Origin of the sequence: Spiroplasma clarkii (assembly GCF_002795265.1) — a bacterium.
Classification (GTDB): Bacteria; Bacillota_I; Bacilli_A; order Mycoplasmatales; family Mycoplasmataceae; genus Spiroplasma_A; species Spiroplasma_A clarkii.
Map to the genome: position 1 here is coordinate 697,855 of NZ_CP024870.1, position 19,082 is coordinate 716,936.

Below are 19,082 nucleotides of genomic sequence, written 5' to 3' on the forward strand. Positions count from 1 at the left end.
AATGATACAAATTAAAGAGATAAAAAAAAGTTATAAAAAAAATTCACCAAATGTTATTGATGATGTCTCATTTGAAATTAAAGATGGCGAAGCTGTAGCAATTTTGGGTGCCAATGGTGCAGGGAAATCAACATTGGTTGAAATTATTGCTGGTATTATTGAACCAACATCTGGTGAAATTGCTTATGTGAGTGAAGGAAAAACTAGTGATAGTAAGAAAAATGATAAAGATTTTTTACAAAAAAATGTTGGGATCCAATTTCAAAGTGGAGCTTGACCCTTTAACACTATGGGAACAGATTTACTTGAGTTTTTTGTTGGTAGAAAATGAAAAACCAATGAGTATATTACTGAGTTAATTAATGTTTTTGAAATTTCAAGTATTTTAAAAAATAGAATTGCTAGTTGTTCAGGTGGAGAACAACAAAGATTTAATTGTTTTTTATCGATTATTAATAATCCCAAAATTCTAATTTTAGATGAGTTAATTACTGGATTAGATCTAAAAATGCAAATCAAGTTAATTAAATTTTTTCAAGAATTAAGAAAGAAAAGTGGCTTGACATTAATTGTGGTTTCACACATTCCAGAAGAAGTTGAGCAAGTGTGTGATCGCATTATCATTTTAAAACAAGGAAAAATTTATAAACAAATGGACATTACAACAGTGAAAAAAGAATTTGGAAGTGTGAGAAATCTTCTCACTGAATTTTTTGAGGAACAAATCTAATGTTAAAAAAAGTCAATGTCATAGATTTTAAAACAACTGTTGTTAAAAAACAATTTTTAAAAGTTTTAAACTTAGTTTTTAAACTAAATGTCACATCTGAAAGAACTTGAGTTTTGATAGTAACTTTACCAGCAATTCTCTCATTTATTTCGCTATATTGTTTTTCTCGTTACTCAACTTTGCACCGTATGTTACCACCTCAAATTGTTTGTTTAATGCTCACTTCACCACTACTAACAGGATTTATTTTTTCACTAAATATTATTGAGTGAAGACAAACATATATGCTCCGAAGACTGAAAACTATTGGAGTCAAGCCATGACAGATTTTAACAAGTAGTTTGCTTGTGGCTTGTATATTTTTAACAATTTCTTTACTAGTTAATTTCTTAGTAAGTTATTTGTTAGCTAAAACAACTCCAGAAATTGAGTTTAGTAATTTATCAAATTTAACTTCATATGTTTGAATTTGGTTTATTATTACCTCTGTATTAATGATGATGATGTTCTTTTTCTTAACAAGTTTTCTTTGTAATTTTATTAATAAAAAAAACATTGGGATTGTCATTCTGTTATTTACATTAGCATTTGCCTTAATATTTTCAGATATTTTAATACCTTCATATGTTGCAACTCAAAATGCTTTTTTAAACTATTTTAGTTACATCAACATTTTCAAATATTTTACTTGAATAATTCTCTTAACTGCATCATATGCATTTTTGGATTTTGAAGGGGGAATTAATCAAGTAACTCAAAGTGATGCTTCAAGTCCAGAGTACATTTTTATTAACAATATTTATGCACCTCTAGTAATTGCAGGTGTTGCAGTGGTGCTTTGCTTTGTACTTACTTGCAAGTATTTCAAATGAAAGGACTAATAGGAAATGGAAACAAAACAAATTTTTAGTACAAATTTTAGATTTGAATTAAATAGTTTTTTAAGACTTTTAAAATATTCTTTAAAAACAACTTTAGCTTCAATTAGAATTTATTTTTACTGTTTTTTACTACCAATTATATTTTATAGTGTAATTTACTTGATTGTGACTTCATTTGGTTACGCTAAAGTTACTTCTTTAAATCAAGTAAGTACTTTAGCATCACTATTGTTGGCTGCTTGTTTTGCTTTAATGAGTGCTGCTTGTTTAATTAATAACTGAAAGTATTCAGTGATGATTAAACAGTTTAAAATTTTTAGAATTAGTAAGCAAAACTTAATTTTCTCACTTTTATTAACTACAATTGTGATAACTTTACTTTCTTATTTGACTTTGATTATTTGGGGTTGCTTTTTAGATTTATTCTTAATTAATCAAAACTTTATTAATTCTTTAAAAATTATTACAAGTTTTTCACAAGTTTTAGGGATTTTCTTTGGCCTGATTTTAGCAGCTTTTATTACTTTTAGTATTGCTTACTTATTATCATTTTTAATTAGTTCACCATTATTAATCCAAACTTTAAATGTGGTAATCATTGTTTTTATCTTATTATCAAGTAATGTTGTTGGACTTAATTTAATTACTAACAATCAAGTAAATGCAGTCTTAAACATTTTAGGTTATTTTAACCCACTAAAAGCAGTGCAATGAATCTTTTTTGCCTCATATGCCAACTTAATTTCAAACTTAGTTAATGCTCGCCAAATTGTTGCCAGTGCTTATGGAGACTTTTCATTCACTCTTTACAGAAATGATGTTGGTTTAATTTTGCCACTAGCAATTTCAACAGCATTTTTCTGAGCAGGGGCATTATTTTTAACAACATTTTTTGTCAAAATTAAAAAGTAAAAGAAAGGAACCAAAATATGAAAAAATTATTAGTATGATTACAAATTGTTGCCATTGTGGCACCAACCATTAGTATTGTTAGTGCTTGCGATATTGGGACCACTTCAACTAGACCATATTTACTCTCACTTGATGATTATAACTGAGCAGAAGATACTGGAGCTGGAGCTGAATATAATTTTACAGACCAAGATAAAACAACTGACCAAGTTAATAGTGATGAAGTGGCAATTAAAACAGTGGCTAATGGTCCAGTTGACCAAGTTTTTGATTATGATAAATTTAGCACTGGTTATAAAACTCGTCGTTCAATTAGAAAACAAGGGGTAACTGGGGTACCCATTGTAACAACTTTTAGACCCAATGGGAACACCTGATCAGATTATGGGGTTGATTCAAAGTCAAGAAAATTTGAATATTTTAATTCAGTTTTAGACTGAGATAAAGATAATTTAGATCTAAAATATAACACTGCAGCCACAGATATTCGAGCACGAAACTATGTTGCTGCTAAATCAACCAAACGCCAATTACAAGGGGTTTATTACAATCGTTTTCATGATAAAGGAAATTCTGACTCATCAATTGTTGGAACTAATAATCCTTATTCAGCCCTAATGACCAATTATAGTTATGTTAATGACTTTATTGGTTGAGCTGGTTTTACAAATTTAGGGTGATTAACCCCATTATCTGCAGATGTCACTGATCAATTACATAAAAATGGGGTTAATGCTATTGGTTTACTTTATTTATCTGGATGAGAAGATGTCTCACGAGAGAAATTAAAAAAACTTTTTGAACTAGATTCACAAGGAAATTTTAAAATTGTGGATATTTTAATTAACCAAGCACTTACTTTGAACTTTGATGGTTGATTTATTAATGATGAAGCAAATGGGGGAGCACCTGATGGTTCAGTTGTTAAACAAAGTGATATTTATGAAATTATTCGCCAATTTAACATCAAAGCAGCAGCATTAGAAAGAAAAGGTGGAAAAACCTTAACTTTTAATTACTATAAAAATACAAATTCAATTAATAAAGAAGAACCCGCTTATTCTCAAACTCTTGCTGCAGTTAATGGAACTACAGTTGGGTTTGGAGCTAATGCAAAAAATCGCACTAAATTCCAACTTGACTTTAACAGGTTATTTCCAGGTGAAGAAGAAAACTTCTTCACTGAAAGAAATAATGGTGACCCAACTTATCCTTCAAGATTTTACTCAATGTATTATGAAGGTGCCAATACTCCTGGAATTGGTAACATAGATATTAGAAAATACTTGTACAAAGTTACTAACAAATTTTCAGAAAAAAAACCTGAATTAACATATGACTATGAAAACCATACTCCAGTTAGTTTTTCAAGCTTTGGTTCAGGAGCTGAAAATGATATTGCTCGTTCTTCATTTATTGAGTTTAGTAAAAATGCCAAAACTCCCTTTGATACAGATTGAGCTTGATTAAAAACCCAAGAAATTTCAAATTTGTATAATTCATACATGTATGCAGGTTATAATGGTTATTTGAAATCAGATGCCAAAGGCTTTGAACAAGCTTTTGAAAATAACAAAAATAAGTATAATGATGAAGAAAGTTACGCTGCAATGCGTAAAAATATGCATCGAGATGCAAGTTATGGTAATGCTATTGCTTTAAAAGATATTTTAGCAATCGATCCCCGAGTTGATTTTGATCAAATTAAAAATGAAACTCCACCAACTGATAGTAATAAACAATTTTTTTGAGATGAAAACACAGGAGTTTATCCATTTAGTTATGGTTATGGTAATGACTTTGCAGAACAAACCGTATTGACAGATACAAAATTAAATCAATATACAAATGCCGAAGAAACTACAACAGCTCCAAATATCACTACCAGTTTTTCAACTGGTAGTGGAATGTATTTTGTGGATCGAGATAGTGCAGGTAAATTGTTGTCTTATGCAAGTAATTACCCTTGAACTAATAATCGTTTAGCAGATGTTATGCCCACATACCAATGAGATTTTTGAAAAACAACCCAAAGTGATCGCACAGTTACTGACAACAATACAGTTGATGGAGTAAAGTATCGTTCAAAAATTACTAAAGCTGGTCAATTAAATGGTTATTTTGATTACAATAACCCTTATAAAAAAGGAAACTCAATTGCTATTGGTAATGGTTATGATTTTAATGGTGCTCAAGGTCGAATAAAACCAGGAATTTGAGAAAAAAATTCAGCTTATAATTGAAATTTAATGGGAACAAACTTACAAACCTCAGATTATACACTCGACTTTAAAGTTAAAGCTGCAAAACATGATGACATCAAGTCAGCAGGTCTAGCAGAAGTTGTTAAAAACACTAAAGTTCTTGTTAAAACTTCAAGTACAGAAGCTCCAAAAGTAATTGAACCAACTAGTGTAACACCAGTTGATGGGGGTTGGTATAATGTTTCACTCAACCTAAGTCAAGCTGGGTTAAGTGTCAACGATCAAAATCGTCTTGCTAAAATTGGTTTACAAATTAATACTGGTGATAATACTGAATTTATTTATAATGTTGGGGAACTAAGTTTAAAACCCAACACTATGTCAGCACCAGTTGTAAATTCAAAAATTAAGAGACTTTCAAATGAAGCTACAATTGTTAGAGATGAAAATGCCTCAATTAGATTTAATTGAGAAACTGATAATACAAGTAATATAGATTATTATGAAGTTTTTTACAAGTATGATGATAAGTGATATCGAGTTGGACAAACCAATCTTACTTCATATTACCTTCGTGATCTTGTTGCAGGTGATGCTTTAACTCTGGGAATAAGAATCAAATATAATTCTGGAGAGTCTTCACAAATGTTTACAGGAACATTTAAAATTTAGCTAAAATAATTATTTTTCAAAATATCTCTTTGGGTTTTAACGAACTGATAGGGGTATTTTTTTAATTTTTGATAACAACAGCAAGCTTTTAGATAGTTTATTGAATGTACAAATAAAAGCTTGACTTAAAATTAATGTGAGATTATATTTTTCATGTGCTAGCACAAGTGCTAGCTTAAAATTGCAAGTGCTAGCACTTTTTTTGGGCAAAAAGTCTTTATTAAAGGGGCTTTCTCAAAAAGTGCTAGCGACCCTTATCCTGCTACCAAAATTTTGATTTAAAGTACTTAAATGCTAGAAAAAGTGATTTTTTTTACTTACTTTTCACAAAAAGAGTGTAGCTATCAAAACAAATTTGGACTTTTAGTAATTTTAATACAACTTTTAATAAATTGCTAGTTTAATAGGAGTGCTTTTTATATCAACTTGAGTATTTTTTCTTAAAAAAGATAAAGTTTGATTGAGCTCAGACAGAGTTGTTTTTAATTTTTTGTGGCATATCTTCAGGTTTCACTCCTTCATTTTCAAGAACAACTTTTGATTTGTAGAGCATTTCATTATCAAATTCAATCATACTATAATAGTTATCACCAAGTGATGCGATAAGGTTACCATCACAACATTGAATTATCATAATCTCTCGTCTAGGTATATTTAATGGTGTTGTGAAATTGCATATAAAGTACTTTTTCTTTTCATAGGTAACAGTTAGATCTCTTGCAACCACTCTAATTGATTTGTGTCCCAAAATAATATTTAGATCTCCCTCAAATTTTTTGAATGAATTTGTAGTAAAATCTTTTTGAAGGGTTACAACATGATTATTTAAATACTCAACAAATTTTGGTAAGACTAGATTGGCCTCATTAATATTTGTGACTTTATTTTGTTCCATAAAGGTAGTGATTGTACCTTTAATGGTTTTTCAGAGCCTTTCAATCCTTGGTTTGAATTGTGGTGAAATTGATGATTGGATGTCAATACCTAAGTTTTTAGCTACAAATGCAAACTGAATTCGAGAATCTTCGGGCGAAGATTCTTTTTTTTCACTCCAAAAAGTTCTGCGTTTGTCAGTTCTTAGCACTTCAAAAGTCCCATAATTTTTTAAGACCGGTTTCAAAGCATTGAAATAACCTTCAGTAGTTTCTTGATGATCAAAATATAATCCTAAAACCTCTCCACTTGCCTCATCAATATAACCATGCAATGCCCAAATCTCCTCATCACTGAATCTTCAAAATGTAGCATCAGCTTCAACAACATGACCACGCCTTTGGGTTCTTGGCCTTGCAATATGGATATTTTCTTTTGCTCTTTCTGTAGCTGAGGAGGGAACCAGTAGACTTTGAGGTCTATTTTTCAACTCTTCTTCTTTTGCTAACAATTTGATAGTTTTTTTATGTGCCAGTTTTGAGCAATGATTTTTAGATCTTAAAATATTGTAAATATATGAATAACTCACCCACTGATAGTCATATCTTTTATCTGCTTTTAAATAGCGCATAAAATCCCTAAAATTACAGTTTAAGTACTCATCCCTAAAAATCCTGCTAATCTCTAGTGCTTGCATATGGGTTCGCTTTTGAGCATGCTTATTGTTTTTATTTTTGTGGATAAAGAAGGCCTCACCAATTTCTTTGTATTTTTTAATGGCATCATAAAACCATGATCTACTACCACCACTTTTTATCAAAAGTTCTCTTTTGGCTGCTTTATCCCTGGATAAAGCAGCCTCCCTAATAATATCTTGTATATGTTTGTTGGTTTTCATTTGTCTTTTACCTCTATAATTTCTTTTCATTTTTATTCCCTGATTTCCTTTATTATTATAATCAAGTCCAAATTTGTTTTGATAACATTTAGTCCTTTTTTGTTTTGATAACAATGTTTTTTTTACTTACTTTTCACAAAAAGAGTGTTAAAAATATGAAACTGTGTTATGATTATTTTGAAAAATGAAGAAAAAATTCATAGTTCAAAACTTAAATATGAAAATCACCTTGATATAAATTTTATTAAAAATCATCAATATTTCCTAAACATAAATATTTTTAGACCGGTGTTGCTTTTTATAATAAAAAGTACGGTAATTAAGCAAAGAAATCATTAAAAGCATAAACTTAGCTTGAAAGGAGCAGTTTTTATGAATTTAAAAAAAAGACTAATAAATAGTTTCTTAATATTTGGAATAATAACTTGCATATTAGCAAGTTCTTTATCAGTTTGGAGTGCCTTTACAAAAAGATCACCATTTTTTGGAACCTCATATGATAACAATTATGTTGTTAATGAGATTGAACTGGATTCAAACAAACCAGCTCCTCATAATTTCACAATTTTTTATGGTGATAGCATGTACAATTATGCCAATTATAAATTGAGTGCAGATGAAACACCCGTTTTTAATGGTAATTTTGCCTCTTTAAGAAAAACAAATAACCCATGAAAAGAATTAAGTTTATGACAAAATGATCGTAAATCTCAACAAATGGTAATGGTTTTTGATATGAATGCTAAAATATCAAATGTGACTGTTAGTATTCAAGGGGTAAATGAAGCAAGTAATAATGGGGTAGAAGCAAAAATTAATGTAATGAACTTTATCTTGTCAACAAAAACTATTGGGACAAGCACAATTCCAGAAGGAACCACTTATTTTCCTGATAAAATTGGGGGTAATACAGTGGTAAATCCTCAAATATTTCCAGTTCAACCATTTTTAGTATCATTTTCTTCTTACACTAACAAAGTTATTGCAAGACATTGAAACTACAATATCATTATTCAATATTTAGATAATGGAGTTTACAAAACTAAGGTTGAAAAAGTCACTCTCTTAGTTAGTGACAAAACCATTAATCCTACTTCAGACTTTTCATTTAATGCAATGACTTCTCCAGCAACATTAGCAACATATAATTTTAATGCAGCTAATATTCCACCAACTCAAACCACTAAAAGTGGTGTAGTGACACCACTTAACAAGCCTGATGATGAGGTTGCTAATGAAATTCGAGATTTATATAGTGCCAATAATTACTTTGACTGAATGACTCACCATGACAACTATTTCCCATCATATTTAGATGATAAATATGCAGATATTTTAAAAAACAATTATTCTTATATGATGCAAATGGGTGCTCAGTATGCTTATGCTCCAATTTTTGGAAACTCAATTATGAGAGTCTCAGTTAAAAATAAAAAAAATTATGAAACTCACAATAAATATTTTGAAGAGATGGCAGATTTTAGTGGTGACTGATTTGCAAATGAAAATTTTGAATTTAGTTTTGACTTTAATGGTTTTGACAAATACTTAGAATTTGTTAAAAACAATGGTTTTACAAAAATCTACATCCCAACCATAACCAGAGGAAGCAATGGTTTAAAATTCTTTTATAACTATGACAATAATGCTGGAGTGTCATCAGCAAGTCTAGGGTCAAATAATGCTCTTTACAATATTGTTTCAGCAGTTAAAGATGAGTTTATTGATGGCTATGGAAACATTACAAACTTAGGAACAAGTTATATTAATAATTTTATTCCCCAATATTTTCAAGCAGTTCTTAACTATCTTGAACAACTAAGTGATGAACAAAAAACTACTGCAAGTGGAAGTAAATTAGAGTTTTATTATTCTTTTGATGAAACTAGTTTTGAAATTGATCAAGCAATTATTGAACAAATTAACCAAATTGATGAAAACAAACTTTTAAAATCACATGCATATTTAGGTTGAGAGTACCGAGTGAATATTGATGATTCTGATGATCTTTACCAAAAGTTTGTTGAACAATTTGATGATATTACAATTCAACAGCGAGAAATTGTTGTTAATGCTTTAAATGATGAAACCCGTTTGGCTAACTTAAAAAAAATAATCCAAGAACGTAAAAAAGCAAATAAAATTACTTGGATTTACTCTTCATGAAACAATGCTCCTGCAACTTACATTGCCTCTTTACCAAGTGAAGCTTATTGAGGAATGTTGATTGCTGAAAAACTTGGTGCTGATGGCTTTACTCGTTTTGCTTATGAAGGTTATCGTAACTCAATTACTAGTGATGGGGATGTTGACAATAGTGCAACAAAAGAACCAGGAGATTCATATTTAATGTATCCAACTTATTACTTACAAAATACTATGCCTAGTATTAGGTTATTTAATATTCAAGAAGCTTATAATTTAGTTAAAAAAATGAGAGTTTTGTTTGCAAATGGTGATTTAACTGAGGCTTCAAAAATCCAGTTATTAAGTTATCTTGTTAATCCTAAGACTTTTAAAAATACTTCAAATTATATGTTTGCCAATGATAAAAACTTAGAAATTAAAGATGTAGATTTTGCCTCAATAAATGGAATGATTGAGTACTTGAAAATCTCATTAACTAACAAGGGGGCTTAAAAATGAAAAAATTATTACGAGTATTACTTTCAGTAACAAGTACAGTAGCACCAACTCTTAGTATTGTTGCTTGTGAACAAACGAACAACACTGAAAAACTAGAGTTAGAAATGCAAAAATTATCAAGTGACTTAAAAACTGATTTAAGTCAGATTGATGTTGCCTCAATGATTATTAATCAACAAAGCGCAGCTCTTGAAGAGTTTTTATCTCAATTTTTAAAGCGAAATAATGCTGAAAATGACTTTCAATTTTATTTTGCAAGTGGAAATGATGCACAATCAAATGAATTTATTACTTTAGCTGAATTATTTGAATTAGGAATTATATTAAAAGTTAACTTAGTTTTATTCAAAGACTATGATCAATATGTTAACTTTGAATTATTTGATGTTAGAAAAAACCTTAGTGAGCTAGATACAATTGTGAAATTACCTAAAAACTTTTACTTAGACAGAAACAATGTGATAAATCCCGACATTTATTCAATTACAAAATCTGCTTTTGTAGAACTAATTGGTGAGATTGTAAGTAAGATTGAAGAACCAGGTGTAGCAGAATTTTTACAAACTGCATTACACGTCTCAAAAGTTGACTTAAAAAATTACTTAATGAACACTTTAACAAATAATGTAATGTATTTAAGTATTGCTGAAGACATTGTCTTAGGAGAAGACAATCGAGCAAATTTAGTTATTTCCCAACTAGAAACCACTTCAAATTGGTTTTTAAACTCTTTCTTTAAAATGGATGGTTTTAGTGATGGTTCTGCAAATAGTCAAATTGTACTTTATGAAAAAATTGTCATTAACAATGATGTTACACAAAGACTTGAAACAGTTTATAAATTGGGTCAAGGTGATAAAGAATATGATCTAGAAAATGACATGTCTCTAGACTTGTCTCGACTAGATTTAACCGACAAAAAACTTGGAGATATTATGCCATATATTAAAACTTATGTTAAAACCTGAATTTTAAAAGAATTTCCCAACAATAACATTGATTTAACTGAAGCTGATTTTGAAATCAAAATTTTAAAAGCACTAAGTCCAACATCTGGTAAAGAAGATGAATGAGTTGATTACTGAAATAGTGTTGAAAATATTTGACAAGATAATGCTAACCCAACAGGAATTACTAAAGGCAATTACTTTGGAGAATCAAGAAATATTTTTAATGTAACAATTATGAGCTCTAATCGAGATTATTTATCAGTGTTTAATGATGGTGCAACCCGTAAATTATGTGCTTTTCATTTACCAATAATTTTTAACAATTAATAAAGGCTTCAAGCCTTTTTTGATGCCCTGATGATTTAGTTTAGAAATTTTTATATATTTTTTGATTAAAAAATATATAATATTTAAGAATTAAAAAGCAGAAACTGGTTAGATTTTGATAAAATCAAGAATCTAACTAGTGTTATCTTAAAAGAAAGGTGTAAAAGCAATGAAAACATACAAATTATTTGTTGATGGAGGTGGGACTTCCACAAAAGTTTATTTAACTGATCCACAACACAATATTTTAGAAACAAAAGTCTTTGCTGGAATGAATATTCAGCAAGGAGTTAATAAAATCTTACAAACAGTTCAAGAAATTAAAGATTATTTTACAAATAACTTTGAAGAGATTTATTTAGGAATGCCTGGAGTACATGAGTTTCAAGCAAAACCAGAAATAATCAAGATTTTCGCTAGTGTTTGTCAAAACACCCAAATAGTAACTGACATTGAAGTTCAAGAACACTTGTTTATTACTGAAGCAAGTTATTACATGTTGTGTTTGGGAAGTGGAACAATTATGATTGAAAAAGATCAACAACACAAGAAATTTTTAAATGGTTTTGGGCCAATGTTTCAAGATGATGGTTCAGCATTTAAGTTTGCTCAAAACTTTATTGCCAAAGCCCTTGTTGATTGACAAAATAATATTTCAAGTAACTATGTCAATTATGTTTATGATTTTTTTAAAACCAATGATATGGAAAAAGTTAAGTTAATTTATCAAAATTGAAATGATATTAAACCAATTTTATTAAGTTTTAGTAAAGAACTTTTAACTGAAAAAAATCAAGCTTATAGTTCTGAAATCAAAGCTATTTTACAACAAAACTTTGAACAATTCTTTACTTATTTTGATAAAGTCAAAATAAACCCAAATATTAAAAAAGTCTATATTTTTGGCGGACTATTTAAAAGTGATTTTTATAGAGAGTGTTTTAACCAAGCATTTCAAAGCAGGGGTTTAACACCTATCTTTAATTAAATTTAAATGGATTGTTTTATAAAAAGGTAGTGTTTTATTTTTTCAATTTAAGATCTCAATAGCACAAATTAGTTTCTAATTTGTGTTTTGGTTTTTATTGAATTTTAATCATTATTGACAGCTACCTTTCTTTAAAATTGTCAAAAATCTCTAAATGCTAGATAAAAGGTTTAAGACAAGAATATTTTAAAAACATCTTTCTAATTAACTTTTGATTAATAAAAATGAAAAATTTTAAAATCTATTAAAATATAAAGGAGTTTTTCATAGAATAGCAGAATTTATGCACACTTTAAGTTTTATTTTTATTCAAAAAGCGCAAAAATATAATATTTTTTTTGAATATTGTTGATTTTTTTACATTTTTTATGGTATTCTAGTAGTAGATTTCAGAGTGAGATACGAAAGGTTTATTTAAATTATTTTGTATCTCTGAGATCACAAAATATTGAAAAAAATAACTCAATTTTTGAAAGGAAAAAAATAAATGAAAAAATTATTAGGATTATTAGCAGCTACTGGATTAGTTGCAAGTACTAGTGCATCAGTTGTTGCATGTGGAGATGCAGATGCTAAGACTTTAGGAAGTGTTACTTTAGAAGGTTCAGCAGAAAAAATGATTGGAACTGTAAAAGATGTTACAATCGAAGCATTTGTTGAAGGAAAAGCAACACTTAATATTACATCAGATAAAGATGACAAAACAATTTTATCAGCTTCAAATTCAACACCATTTACTGCTGAAAACTTAAAATCAGATGTTCTTATAACATTAAAAAACCCATCAGAAGTAACTAAAGAAGAAGTTAAAGAAGTTCTTACTGTAAAATACAACGATGTTGTAATTGGAAAAATCAATGTAACAGTTAAAAAAGATACAGGACTTGCACTTCCAGGAGATACTGCTTCAATTAGTGTAAGCGATACAGAAGTTTCATTAGCAGTAGATGATACAAAAGTAATTACAATCACTATTACTGGAACTGTTGAAGGATTGGATGTTGTATCTGGAACTCCAGCAACTGCAACTGTTTCAGTAATTGTAGATAACCAATTCACAATTACTGCAGTAGCTGAAGGTACTTCAACAATTACTGTTTCTTCAACAACTGACGATGTAGCTGATGTTACAATTGCTGTGACTGTTACTGCTGCAGGTGGAGATGGAGAAACTGAAGAATAATCTCAACAATCATTATTAATTTTTAAAAACTTTGAATATTTATTATTTTAAAGTTAACCTAAACCATTTGGTTTAGGTTTTTTTATTCTTTTATGACATGATTAGAATATCTAAAATATTAATTAAAGTCATGATGTTGTTTGACACAACTTCTGAATTTGTTTGATCATTATTCTTAGTAACTTTAAATAAATTCTAGTAAAATAATTCTATTTTTTGTAAAGTTTAAAGATTATTTTGTAGCTATCAAAACAAATTTGGACTTTTAGTAATTTTAATACAACTTTCAATAAATTGCTAGTTTAATAGGAGTGCTTTTTATATCAACTTGAGTATTTTTTCTTAAAAAATATAAAGTTTGATTGAGCTCAGACAGAGATGCTTTTAATTTTTTGTGGCATATCTTCAGGTTTCACTCCTTCATTTTCAAGAACAACTTTTGATTTGTAGAGCATTTCATTATCAAATTCAATCATACTATAATAGTTATCACCAAGTGATGCGATAAGGTTACCATCACAACATTGAATTATCATAATCTCTCGTCTAGGTATATTTAATGGTGTTGTGAAATTGCATATAAAGTACTTTTCCTTTTCATAGGTAACAGTTAGATCTCTTGCAACCACTCTAATTGATTTGTGTCCCAAAATAATATTTAGATCTCCCTCAAATTTTTTGAATGAATTTGTAGTAAAATCTTTTTGAAGCGTTACAACATGATTATTTAAATACTCAACAAATTTTGGTAAGACTAGATTGGCCTCATTAATATTTGTGACTTTATTTTGTTCCATAAAGGTAGTGATTGTACCTTTAATGGTTTTTCAGAGCCTTTCAATCCTTGGTTTGAATTGTGGTGAAATTGATGATTGGATGTCAATACCTAAGTTTTTAGCTACAAATGCAAACTGAATTCAAGAATCTTCGGGCGAAGATTCTTTTTTTTCACTCCAAAAAGTTCTGCGTTTGTCAGTTCTTAGCACTTCAAAAGTCCCATAATTTTTTAAGACCGGTTTCAAAGCATTGAAATAACCTTCAGTAGTTTCTTGATGATCAAAATATAATCCTAAAACCTCTCCACTTGCCTCATCAATATAACCATGCAATGCCCAAATCTCCTCATCACTGAATCTTCAAAATGTAGCATCAGCTTCAACAACATGACCACGCCTTTGGGTTCTTGGCCTTGCAATATGGATATTTTCTTTTGCTCTTTCTGTAGCTGAGGAGGGAACCAGTAGACTTTGAGGTCTATTTTTCAACTCTTCTTCTTTTGCTAACAATTTGATAGTTTTTTTATGTGCCAGTTTTGAGCAATGATTTTTAGATCTTAAAATATTGTAAATATATGAATAACTCACCCACTGATAGTCATATCTTTTATCTGCTTTTAAATAGCGCATAAAATCCCTAAAATTACAGTTTAAGTACTCATCCCTAAAAATCCTGCTAATCTCTAGTGCTTGCATATGGGTTCGCTTTTGAGCATGCTTATTGTTTTTATTTTTGTGGATAAAGAAGGCCTCACCAATTTCTTTGTATTTTTTAATGGCATCATAAAACCATGATCTACTACCACCACTTTTTATCAAAAGTTCTCTTTTGGCTGCTTTATCCCTGGATAAAGCAGCCTCCCTAATAATATCTTGTATATGTTTGTTGGTTTTCATTTGTCTTTTACCTCTATAATTTCTTTTCATTTTTATTCCCTGATTTCCTTTATTATTATAATAAAGTCCAGTTTTGTTTTGATAACATTTAGTCCTTTTTTGTTTTGATAACAATGCTATTTTTTGTAAAGTTTAAAGATTATTTTATAAATAACACGTTTTTATGGTACTCTATTAATAGGTTCTAGAATGAGAACGAAAATGAGAATGAGTATATGAAATGTATGAAAGGAAATTAAGGTTTCTTCTGGAATCGAATTTAAAGAAAAAACAACTTAATTTTTTGAAAGGAAAAAAAATTGAATGAAAAAATTATTAGGATTATTAGCAGCAACTGGATTAGTTGCTAGCACAGGGGCAACTGTTGTTGCCTGTGGTGAAACAGTAAATGCATTAGCAAATGTTACACTAAACAATACCACAAAATCTTTTGAAGTTAAAGATGTTACAATTCCAGCATTTGTTACTGGAAAAGCAAACTTTGCATTTGAATCAAATGCAGCAACAGGAAAATCAATTCTTGTAGTTGAACAAATGACTAACCTAGATACTAGTGTTTTAAAATCAAATGTTAAAATTAGCTTAAAAGCAGGTACAGCAAAATTAGCTGCAGATGTTACAGAAATTATTACTGTAAAATACAATGATGCAGTTATAGGTACTATTAATGTTACTATTAAAAAAGACACTGAAAGTGCTGCAGTAACAGGTACAATTACAAACCCAGGTGATCAAGTTGTATTAGTTAAAGCTAGTGACCGTGTTGCTGTCACAAAAGAAATTACAATTACTACTACTGGAACTGTTGAAGGATTATCAGTTTCTTCTGGAACAGAATCAGTTGCAACTGCAACAAATGTAGGTAATAAAATCACTATTTCAATTCCTACAACTGCTTCACTTAACTCAACATCAAAAATTACAGTTAAGTCAGCTACTACAGGGGTAGAAGAAATTTCATTTACTGTGACTGTTAAAACAGCTGGGACAATTACAAAACCAGCTAATATTAAAGCAGCAGCAGGCATTAAAGAAGAAATTGTAATTGCTGCTAGTGACTTTGATTTAGTTGGGAAAATAAAAGTTGCAGCAAATCCTGCTCATGCAACTGTAACGTATAGTGAACAAGGTAGAAAAATTGAGTTCACAGGTTTGGAGGCTGCTCTTGGAACAAATGTTACTGTTACAATCAGTTCAGAAGATACTGCTGTTGAACCAGTTACATTTGATGTATCAGTTGTAGCAGGCTTTATTGTACAACCAATGGATATTGTTCGTACTAGTGGTGCTACTACTGTGGACGAAACACTTACCATTGCAGTTAAGGGTACTGTTACAGATTTTACTGTTTTAACATCACCAGAAACACCTACTGGTATTACTGAAGTTAGCATTAATCCAATTACCGGTGTGCTTTCATATAAAGTTGCTGCAGGATTAAATGCAGAAGCTGTTACTACAGTGACAATTGCTGCTACTGGAGTTACTGGAGTTACTGCAGTTACATTTACTGTGACTGTTAGTGCTGCATAATAACATCAATAACCATTATAAATTTTAAAAACTATTAAAATTAATAAATTTAGATTTTACCCTATACCATATGGTATAGGGTTTTTATAAATTAAGAATTTTGACATGAACTTGAAAAGGGCTGGCTGAAATAAAAACAAATGTTAACCCAAACCCATCTTGATCATTAAACAAAATTTCTTTCTATAAGTGTTAAAATATTTCAAAAAAATATTATTTTCACTTGATTCTACTTAAAAGTGTAGTATAATTTAAGTAGGTTTTGTTGGGAATAAGACTGAAGTTAGATTGAAAATATTAAAGTTTTTTAGTGTCATAAATTTTACTTTACAATTTTTGCAAAACCAAAAAAATAGTTTTCTTTTGCTAGAGAACAAAATTATAACAAGGTTAAAATTATTCGTTAGATTATTTGGTCTAGTTCAGGCAAAACAGTTAGGTTGTTTTGCCTGGTTGTCAATCTATACTATTTAAAATTTTTTTACAAGTTTTTTATTAATCTAGCTAGTAGTTGTGAATACATATATCCTTATTTGCATTTGAATATTGTTGTTTATAAACAAGCGTGAATATTGCCAATTAAACTGCATTGGTTGTGATTTTTAAGCATTTGGTAATCTGCTTACCAGTTCAAAGTTACAATTGTTAAGGTATCTCCAAAATATTGGTAATATAACAACAATACTGAGCACTTTTTTCAATAAAAACTTATAATACTTGTATGTCGGGACCATTATTTATTAATTTAGGTAATGGATTACAATGATTGTGAGCTTATTGTAGTTATTTTTTCAAACGTTTTAAATTATTAATAATATAAAAAAACATAACTAAAGTAACTTACCTGCTTTTGTTACTTTGCTAGAAATGTTTTACCATGTGTTGAAGTCTATACTTTACACCGTTCTTTATCACAACAACTTGATTTTCTCCTAGCAAATTGTCTGTAAAACTAAAATTGTGATTTATCACAAGATTAACAACTAATCTGGGGTTTCCTCAAATTGGTTGTTTTTTGTTTGTCAATGATCTTTAAATTTATTTTGAAATCTAAAAATATTCAAAGAATATTATTCCAAAAGTAAAGGTCAGTTTTAGTTAAAACCATGAATAAAAACCTAATTACAAAAGGTTTTTATTCAGTATATTTTTTTTAATTTCAACAATTCTTTCTACTAGTCTACGGAATTTCTTGAATATTTTATAAAAAGTGTTAAGATAATTGCGTATCAACCCAATGAGAGGAGAAAAGAGAATGAAAACTAAGTTTTTTAAAAAAATACATTCATTTTCACAAATAAATTTACTAATTTATTGTTATGCTGGGGTTCAAGGTTTTAGAGCCACATGACAATACACATCAATTAATGCAAATGTTAGTGGCTGAACAATTCTTGAAAAAGAGGTTAACCAAAACCACTAATGAAAAGGATCTTAAAATATTTAGCAAGTCTTTCTTTGCTAGCACAATTAACAACAGTCACAATTGCTTGTTCAAAGTCTCGTGGTCCTGAAGTTCTTGATGGTTTATGAATTACAGTGGGAGAAAAATATGATGAAATTGCAAAAAAAATTAATAATAAACTTGAAAATGTAGTTTATCAATATGAATTAACAGTGAGAAATAGTTCAAATTCAGAACTTAAGTTTGATAAAAATTACCAAGCCTTTGTTGGGGATAAGTTTAATTTTAAAGTTATCCACAAAGAAAATGCTGAACCAAAAACTAAAACAATTTTAGTAATTGATGGGCGTGAAGAATTCACCAAAAGTCTCTTGGGGACACTTAAAAATAATCTCTATGTTAATCATAGTCTAGATGATTTAAAAAAATTTGTTTTTGAAAAAAATCTAGAAATTCATTATCAACAAGATTATCTAGTTTATCTTAAAATTGATAATAAATATCAATTAGTTGCTGAAGATTATTATTTTCAAACAAATGATATTGTCATGTTTGAAGCAAAAACAGCAACTTCATATTATGTTAGTGGTAACTTTGAGTTTACCCCAAAAGATAAAAGATTAGATCTTGCAGAATTTGATTTTACAAGTTCAATTGGCCAAGGTTGAAATGACATAAGAATTGAAATTGCTTTAATGAAAATAACTGAAGTTGATGATGCCATAGATTGAGTTGACATAAAAATTTGTAGAGATAATACTTCTTTTGATTTGGATAATAGATATGAAGCACTTGAGGGAGATATTTTATTAATCAAACCAAGTGAACATAGTCTTAAATTTAAAAATAGTAACCAAACCAAAGTAGTTTTTAAAAAATTTGCAACTAGTTACTTTTTAAATTGAACTACAATCAGAGTGGGTTGAACCTTACAAAAAACAAAAGCACACTTGTATGATGTAGTCATAAAAAAACTAGAATATTTTGCCAATCCAGATTATCTCTTTGAAGAAGATGAAATCCAAATAACAATTAATGGTAGCACAGATTTAAGCCCAGATTATCAACTTAAAAAAAGTGATGAAATCTATATTAGTATAAACACATCACTAATGGAAGGAACAATAAAAAAAGAGGCTCAATAATAATAGTTTAGTGAAAAAATGCATAGATTCTTTTCTTGTAGTGACCAGGAGGACTAACATGA

The 19,082-nt window shown here is 29.1% G+C and carries 13 protein-coding genes; 11 read left to right on the forward strand and 2 right to left on the reverse strand.

The genetic code is table 4. The annotated features are described in order from the left end of the window. Position 1: 1 nt before the first annotated feature. The 4 genes from SCLAR_RS03115 to SCLAR_RS03130 are packed head-to-tail and all read left to right on the forward strand — an operon-like array spanning position 2 to position 5,399. Complete coding sequence (locus tag SCLAR_RS03115) at positions 2-730, forward strand: ATP-binding cassette domain-containing protein (protein WP_100254481.1); 729 nt, start codon at positions 2-4, stop codon at positions 728-730. After that, the gene (locus SCLAR_RS03120; RefSeq protein WP_100254482.1) at positions 730-1,611 is read left to right on the forward strand and encodes a hypothetical protein; all 882 of its coding nucleotides are present in this window, start codon (positions 730-732) and stop codon (positions 1,609-1,611) included. Before SCLAR_RS03115 ends, SCLAR_RS03120 begins: the two co-directional genes overlap by 1 nt. A 6-nt stretch (positions 1,612-1,617) precedes the next feature. Continuing rightward, positions 1,618-2,523: a hypothetical protein gene (locus SCLAR_RS03125; RefSeq protein ID WP_100254483.1), complete on the forward strand. Its 906-nt coding sequence runs from the start codon at positions 1,618-1,620 to the stop codon at positions 2,521-2,523. A gap of 17 nt (positions 2,524-2,540) precedes the next feature. Next, on the forward strand, positions 2,541-5,399 hold the full coding sequence (locus SCLAR_RS03130) for an endo-beta-N-acetylglucosaminidase (protein WP_100254484.1): 2,859 nt from the start codon (positions 2,541-2,543) through the stop codon (positions 5,397-5,399). Between the two features lie 400 nt (positions 5,400-5,799). Here SCLAR_RS03130 and SCLAR_RS03135 read toward each other — a convergent pair whose 3' ends face one another. Beyond that, the gene (locus tag SCLAR_RS03135; protein ID WP_100254164.1) at positions 5,800-7,200 is read right to left on the reverse strand and encodes a DDE-type integrase/transposase/recombinase; all 1,401 of its coding nucleotides are present in this window, start codon (positions 7,198-7,200) and stop codon (positions 5,800-5,802) included. A gap of 342 nt (positions 7,201-7,542) precedes the next feature. Here SCLAR_RS03135 and SCLAR_RS03140 point away from each other — a divergent pair, with 342 nt between their 5' ends. From SCLAR_RS03140 to SCLAR_RS03155, 4 genes are all read left to right on the forward strand, one after another. After that, positions 7,543-9,810 carry a glycoside hydrolase domain-containing protein gene (locus tag SCLAR_RS03140; RefSeq protein ID WP_100254485.1) on the forward strand — a complete coding sequence of 756 codons (2,268 nt, stop codon included), beginning with the start codon at positions 7,543-7,545 and terminating at the stop codon, positions 9,808-9,810. Positions 9,811-9,812: 2 nt separating this feature from the next. After that, positions 9,813-11,093, forward strand: a complete 1,281-nt coding sequence (locus SCLAR_RS03145; protein ID WP_100254486.1) for a hypothetical protein — start codon at positions 9,813-9,815, stop codon at positions 11,091-11,093. Positions 11,094-11,262: 169 nt separating this feature from the next. Further along, positions 11,263-12,081, forward strand: a complete 819-nt coding sequence (locus SCLAR_RS03150) for a hypothetical protein (RefSeq protein ID WP_100254487.1) — start codon at positions 11,263-11,265, stop codon at positions 12,079-12,081. Positions 12,082-12,568: 487 nt separating this feature from the next. Continuing rightward, positions 12,569-13,264, forward strand: coding sequence for a lipoprotein (locus tag SCLAR_RS03155; protein WP_100254488.1), 696 nt, complete (start codon positions 12,569-12,571; stop codon positions 13,262-13,264). Positions 13,265-13,566: 302 nt separating this feature from the next. Here the strand turns inward: SCLAR_RS03155 and SCLAR_RS03160 are convergent, their stop codons facing one another. Then, positions 13,567-14,967 carry a DDE-type integrase/transposase/recombinase gene (locus SCLAR_RS03160; protein ID WP_100254489.1) on the reverse strand — a complete coding sequence of 467 codons (1,401 nt, stop codon included), beginning with the start codon at positions 14,965-14,967 and terminating at the stop codon, positions 13,567-13,569. 273 nt (positions 14,968-15,240) lie between these two features. Between SCLAR_RS03160 and SCLAR_RS03165 the strand changes: the two genes are divergently transcribed. From SCLAR_RS03165 to SCLAR_RS03170, 3 genes are all read left to right on the forward strand, one after another. Continuing rightward, positions 15,241-16,470, forward strand: a complete 1,230-nt coding sequence (locus tag SCLAR_RS03165; RefSeq protein WP_100254490.1) for a lipoprotein — start codon at positions 15,241-15,243, stop codon at positions 16,468-16,470. A gap of 1,255 nt (positions 16,471-17,725) precedes the next feature. Beyond that, the gene (locus SCLAR_RS07045) at positions 17,726-17,893 is read left to right on the forward strand and encodes a hypothetical protein (RefSeq protein WP_157795133.1); all 168 of its coding nucleotides are present in this window, start codon (positions 17,726-17,728) and stop codon (positions 17,891-17,893) included. Then, positions 17,893-19,020 (forward strand): hypothetical protein, encoded by a 1,128-nt coding sequence (locus SCLAR_RS03170; protein ID WP_100254491.1) that lies wholly within the window; start codon positions 17,893-17,895, stop codon positions 19,018-19,020. Before SCLAR_RS07045 ends, SCLAR_RS03170 begins: the two co-directional genes overlap by 1 nt. Positions 19,021-19,082 lie beyond the last annotated feature (62 nt).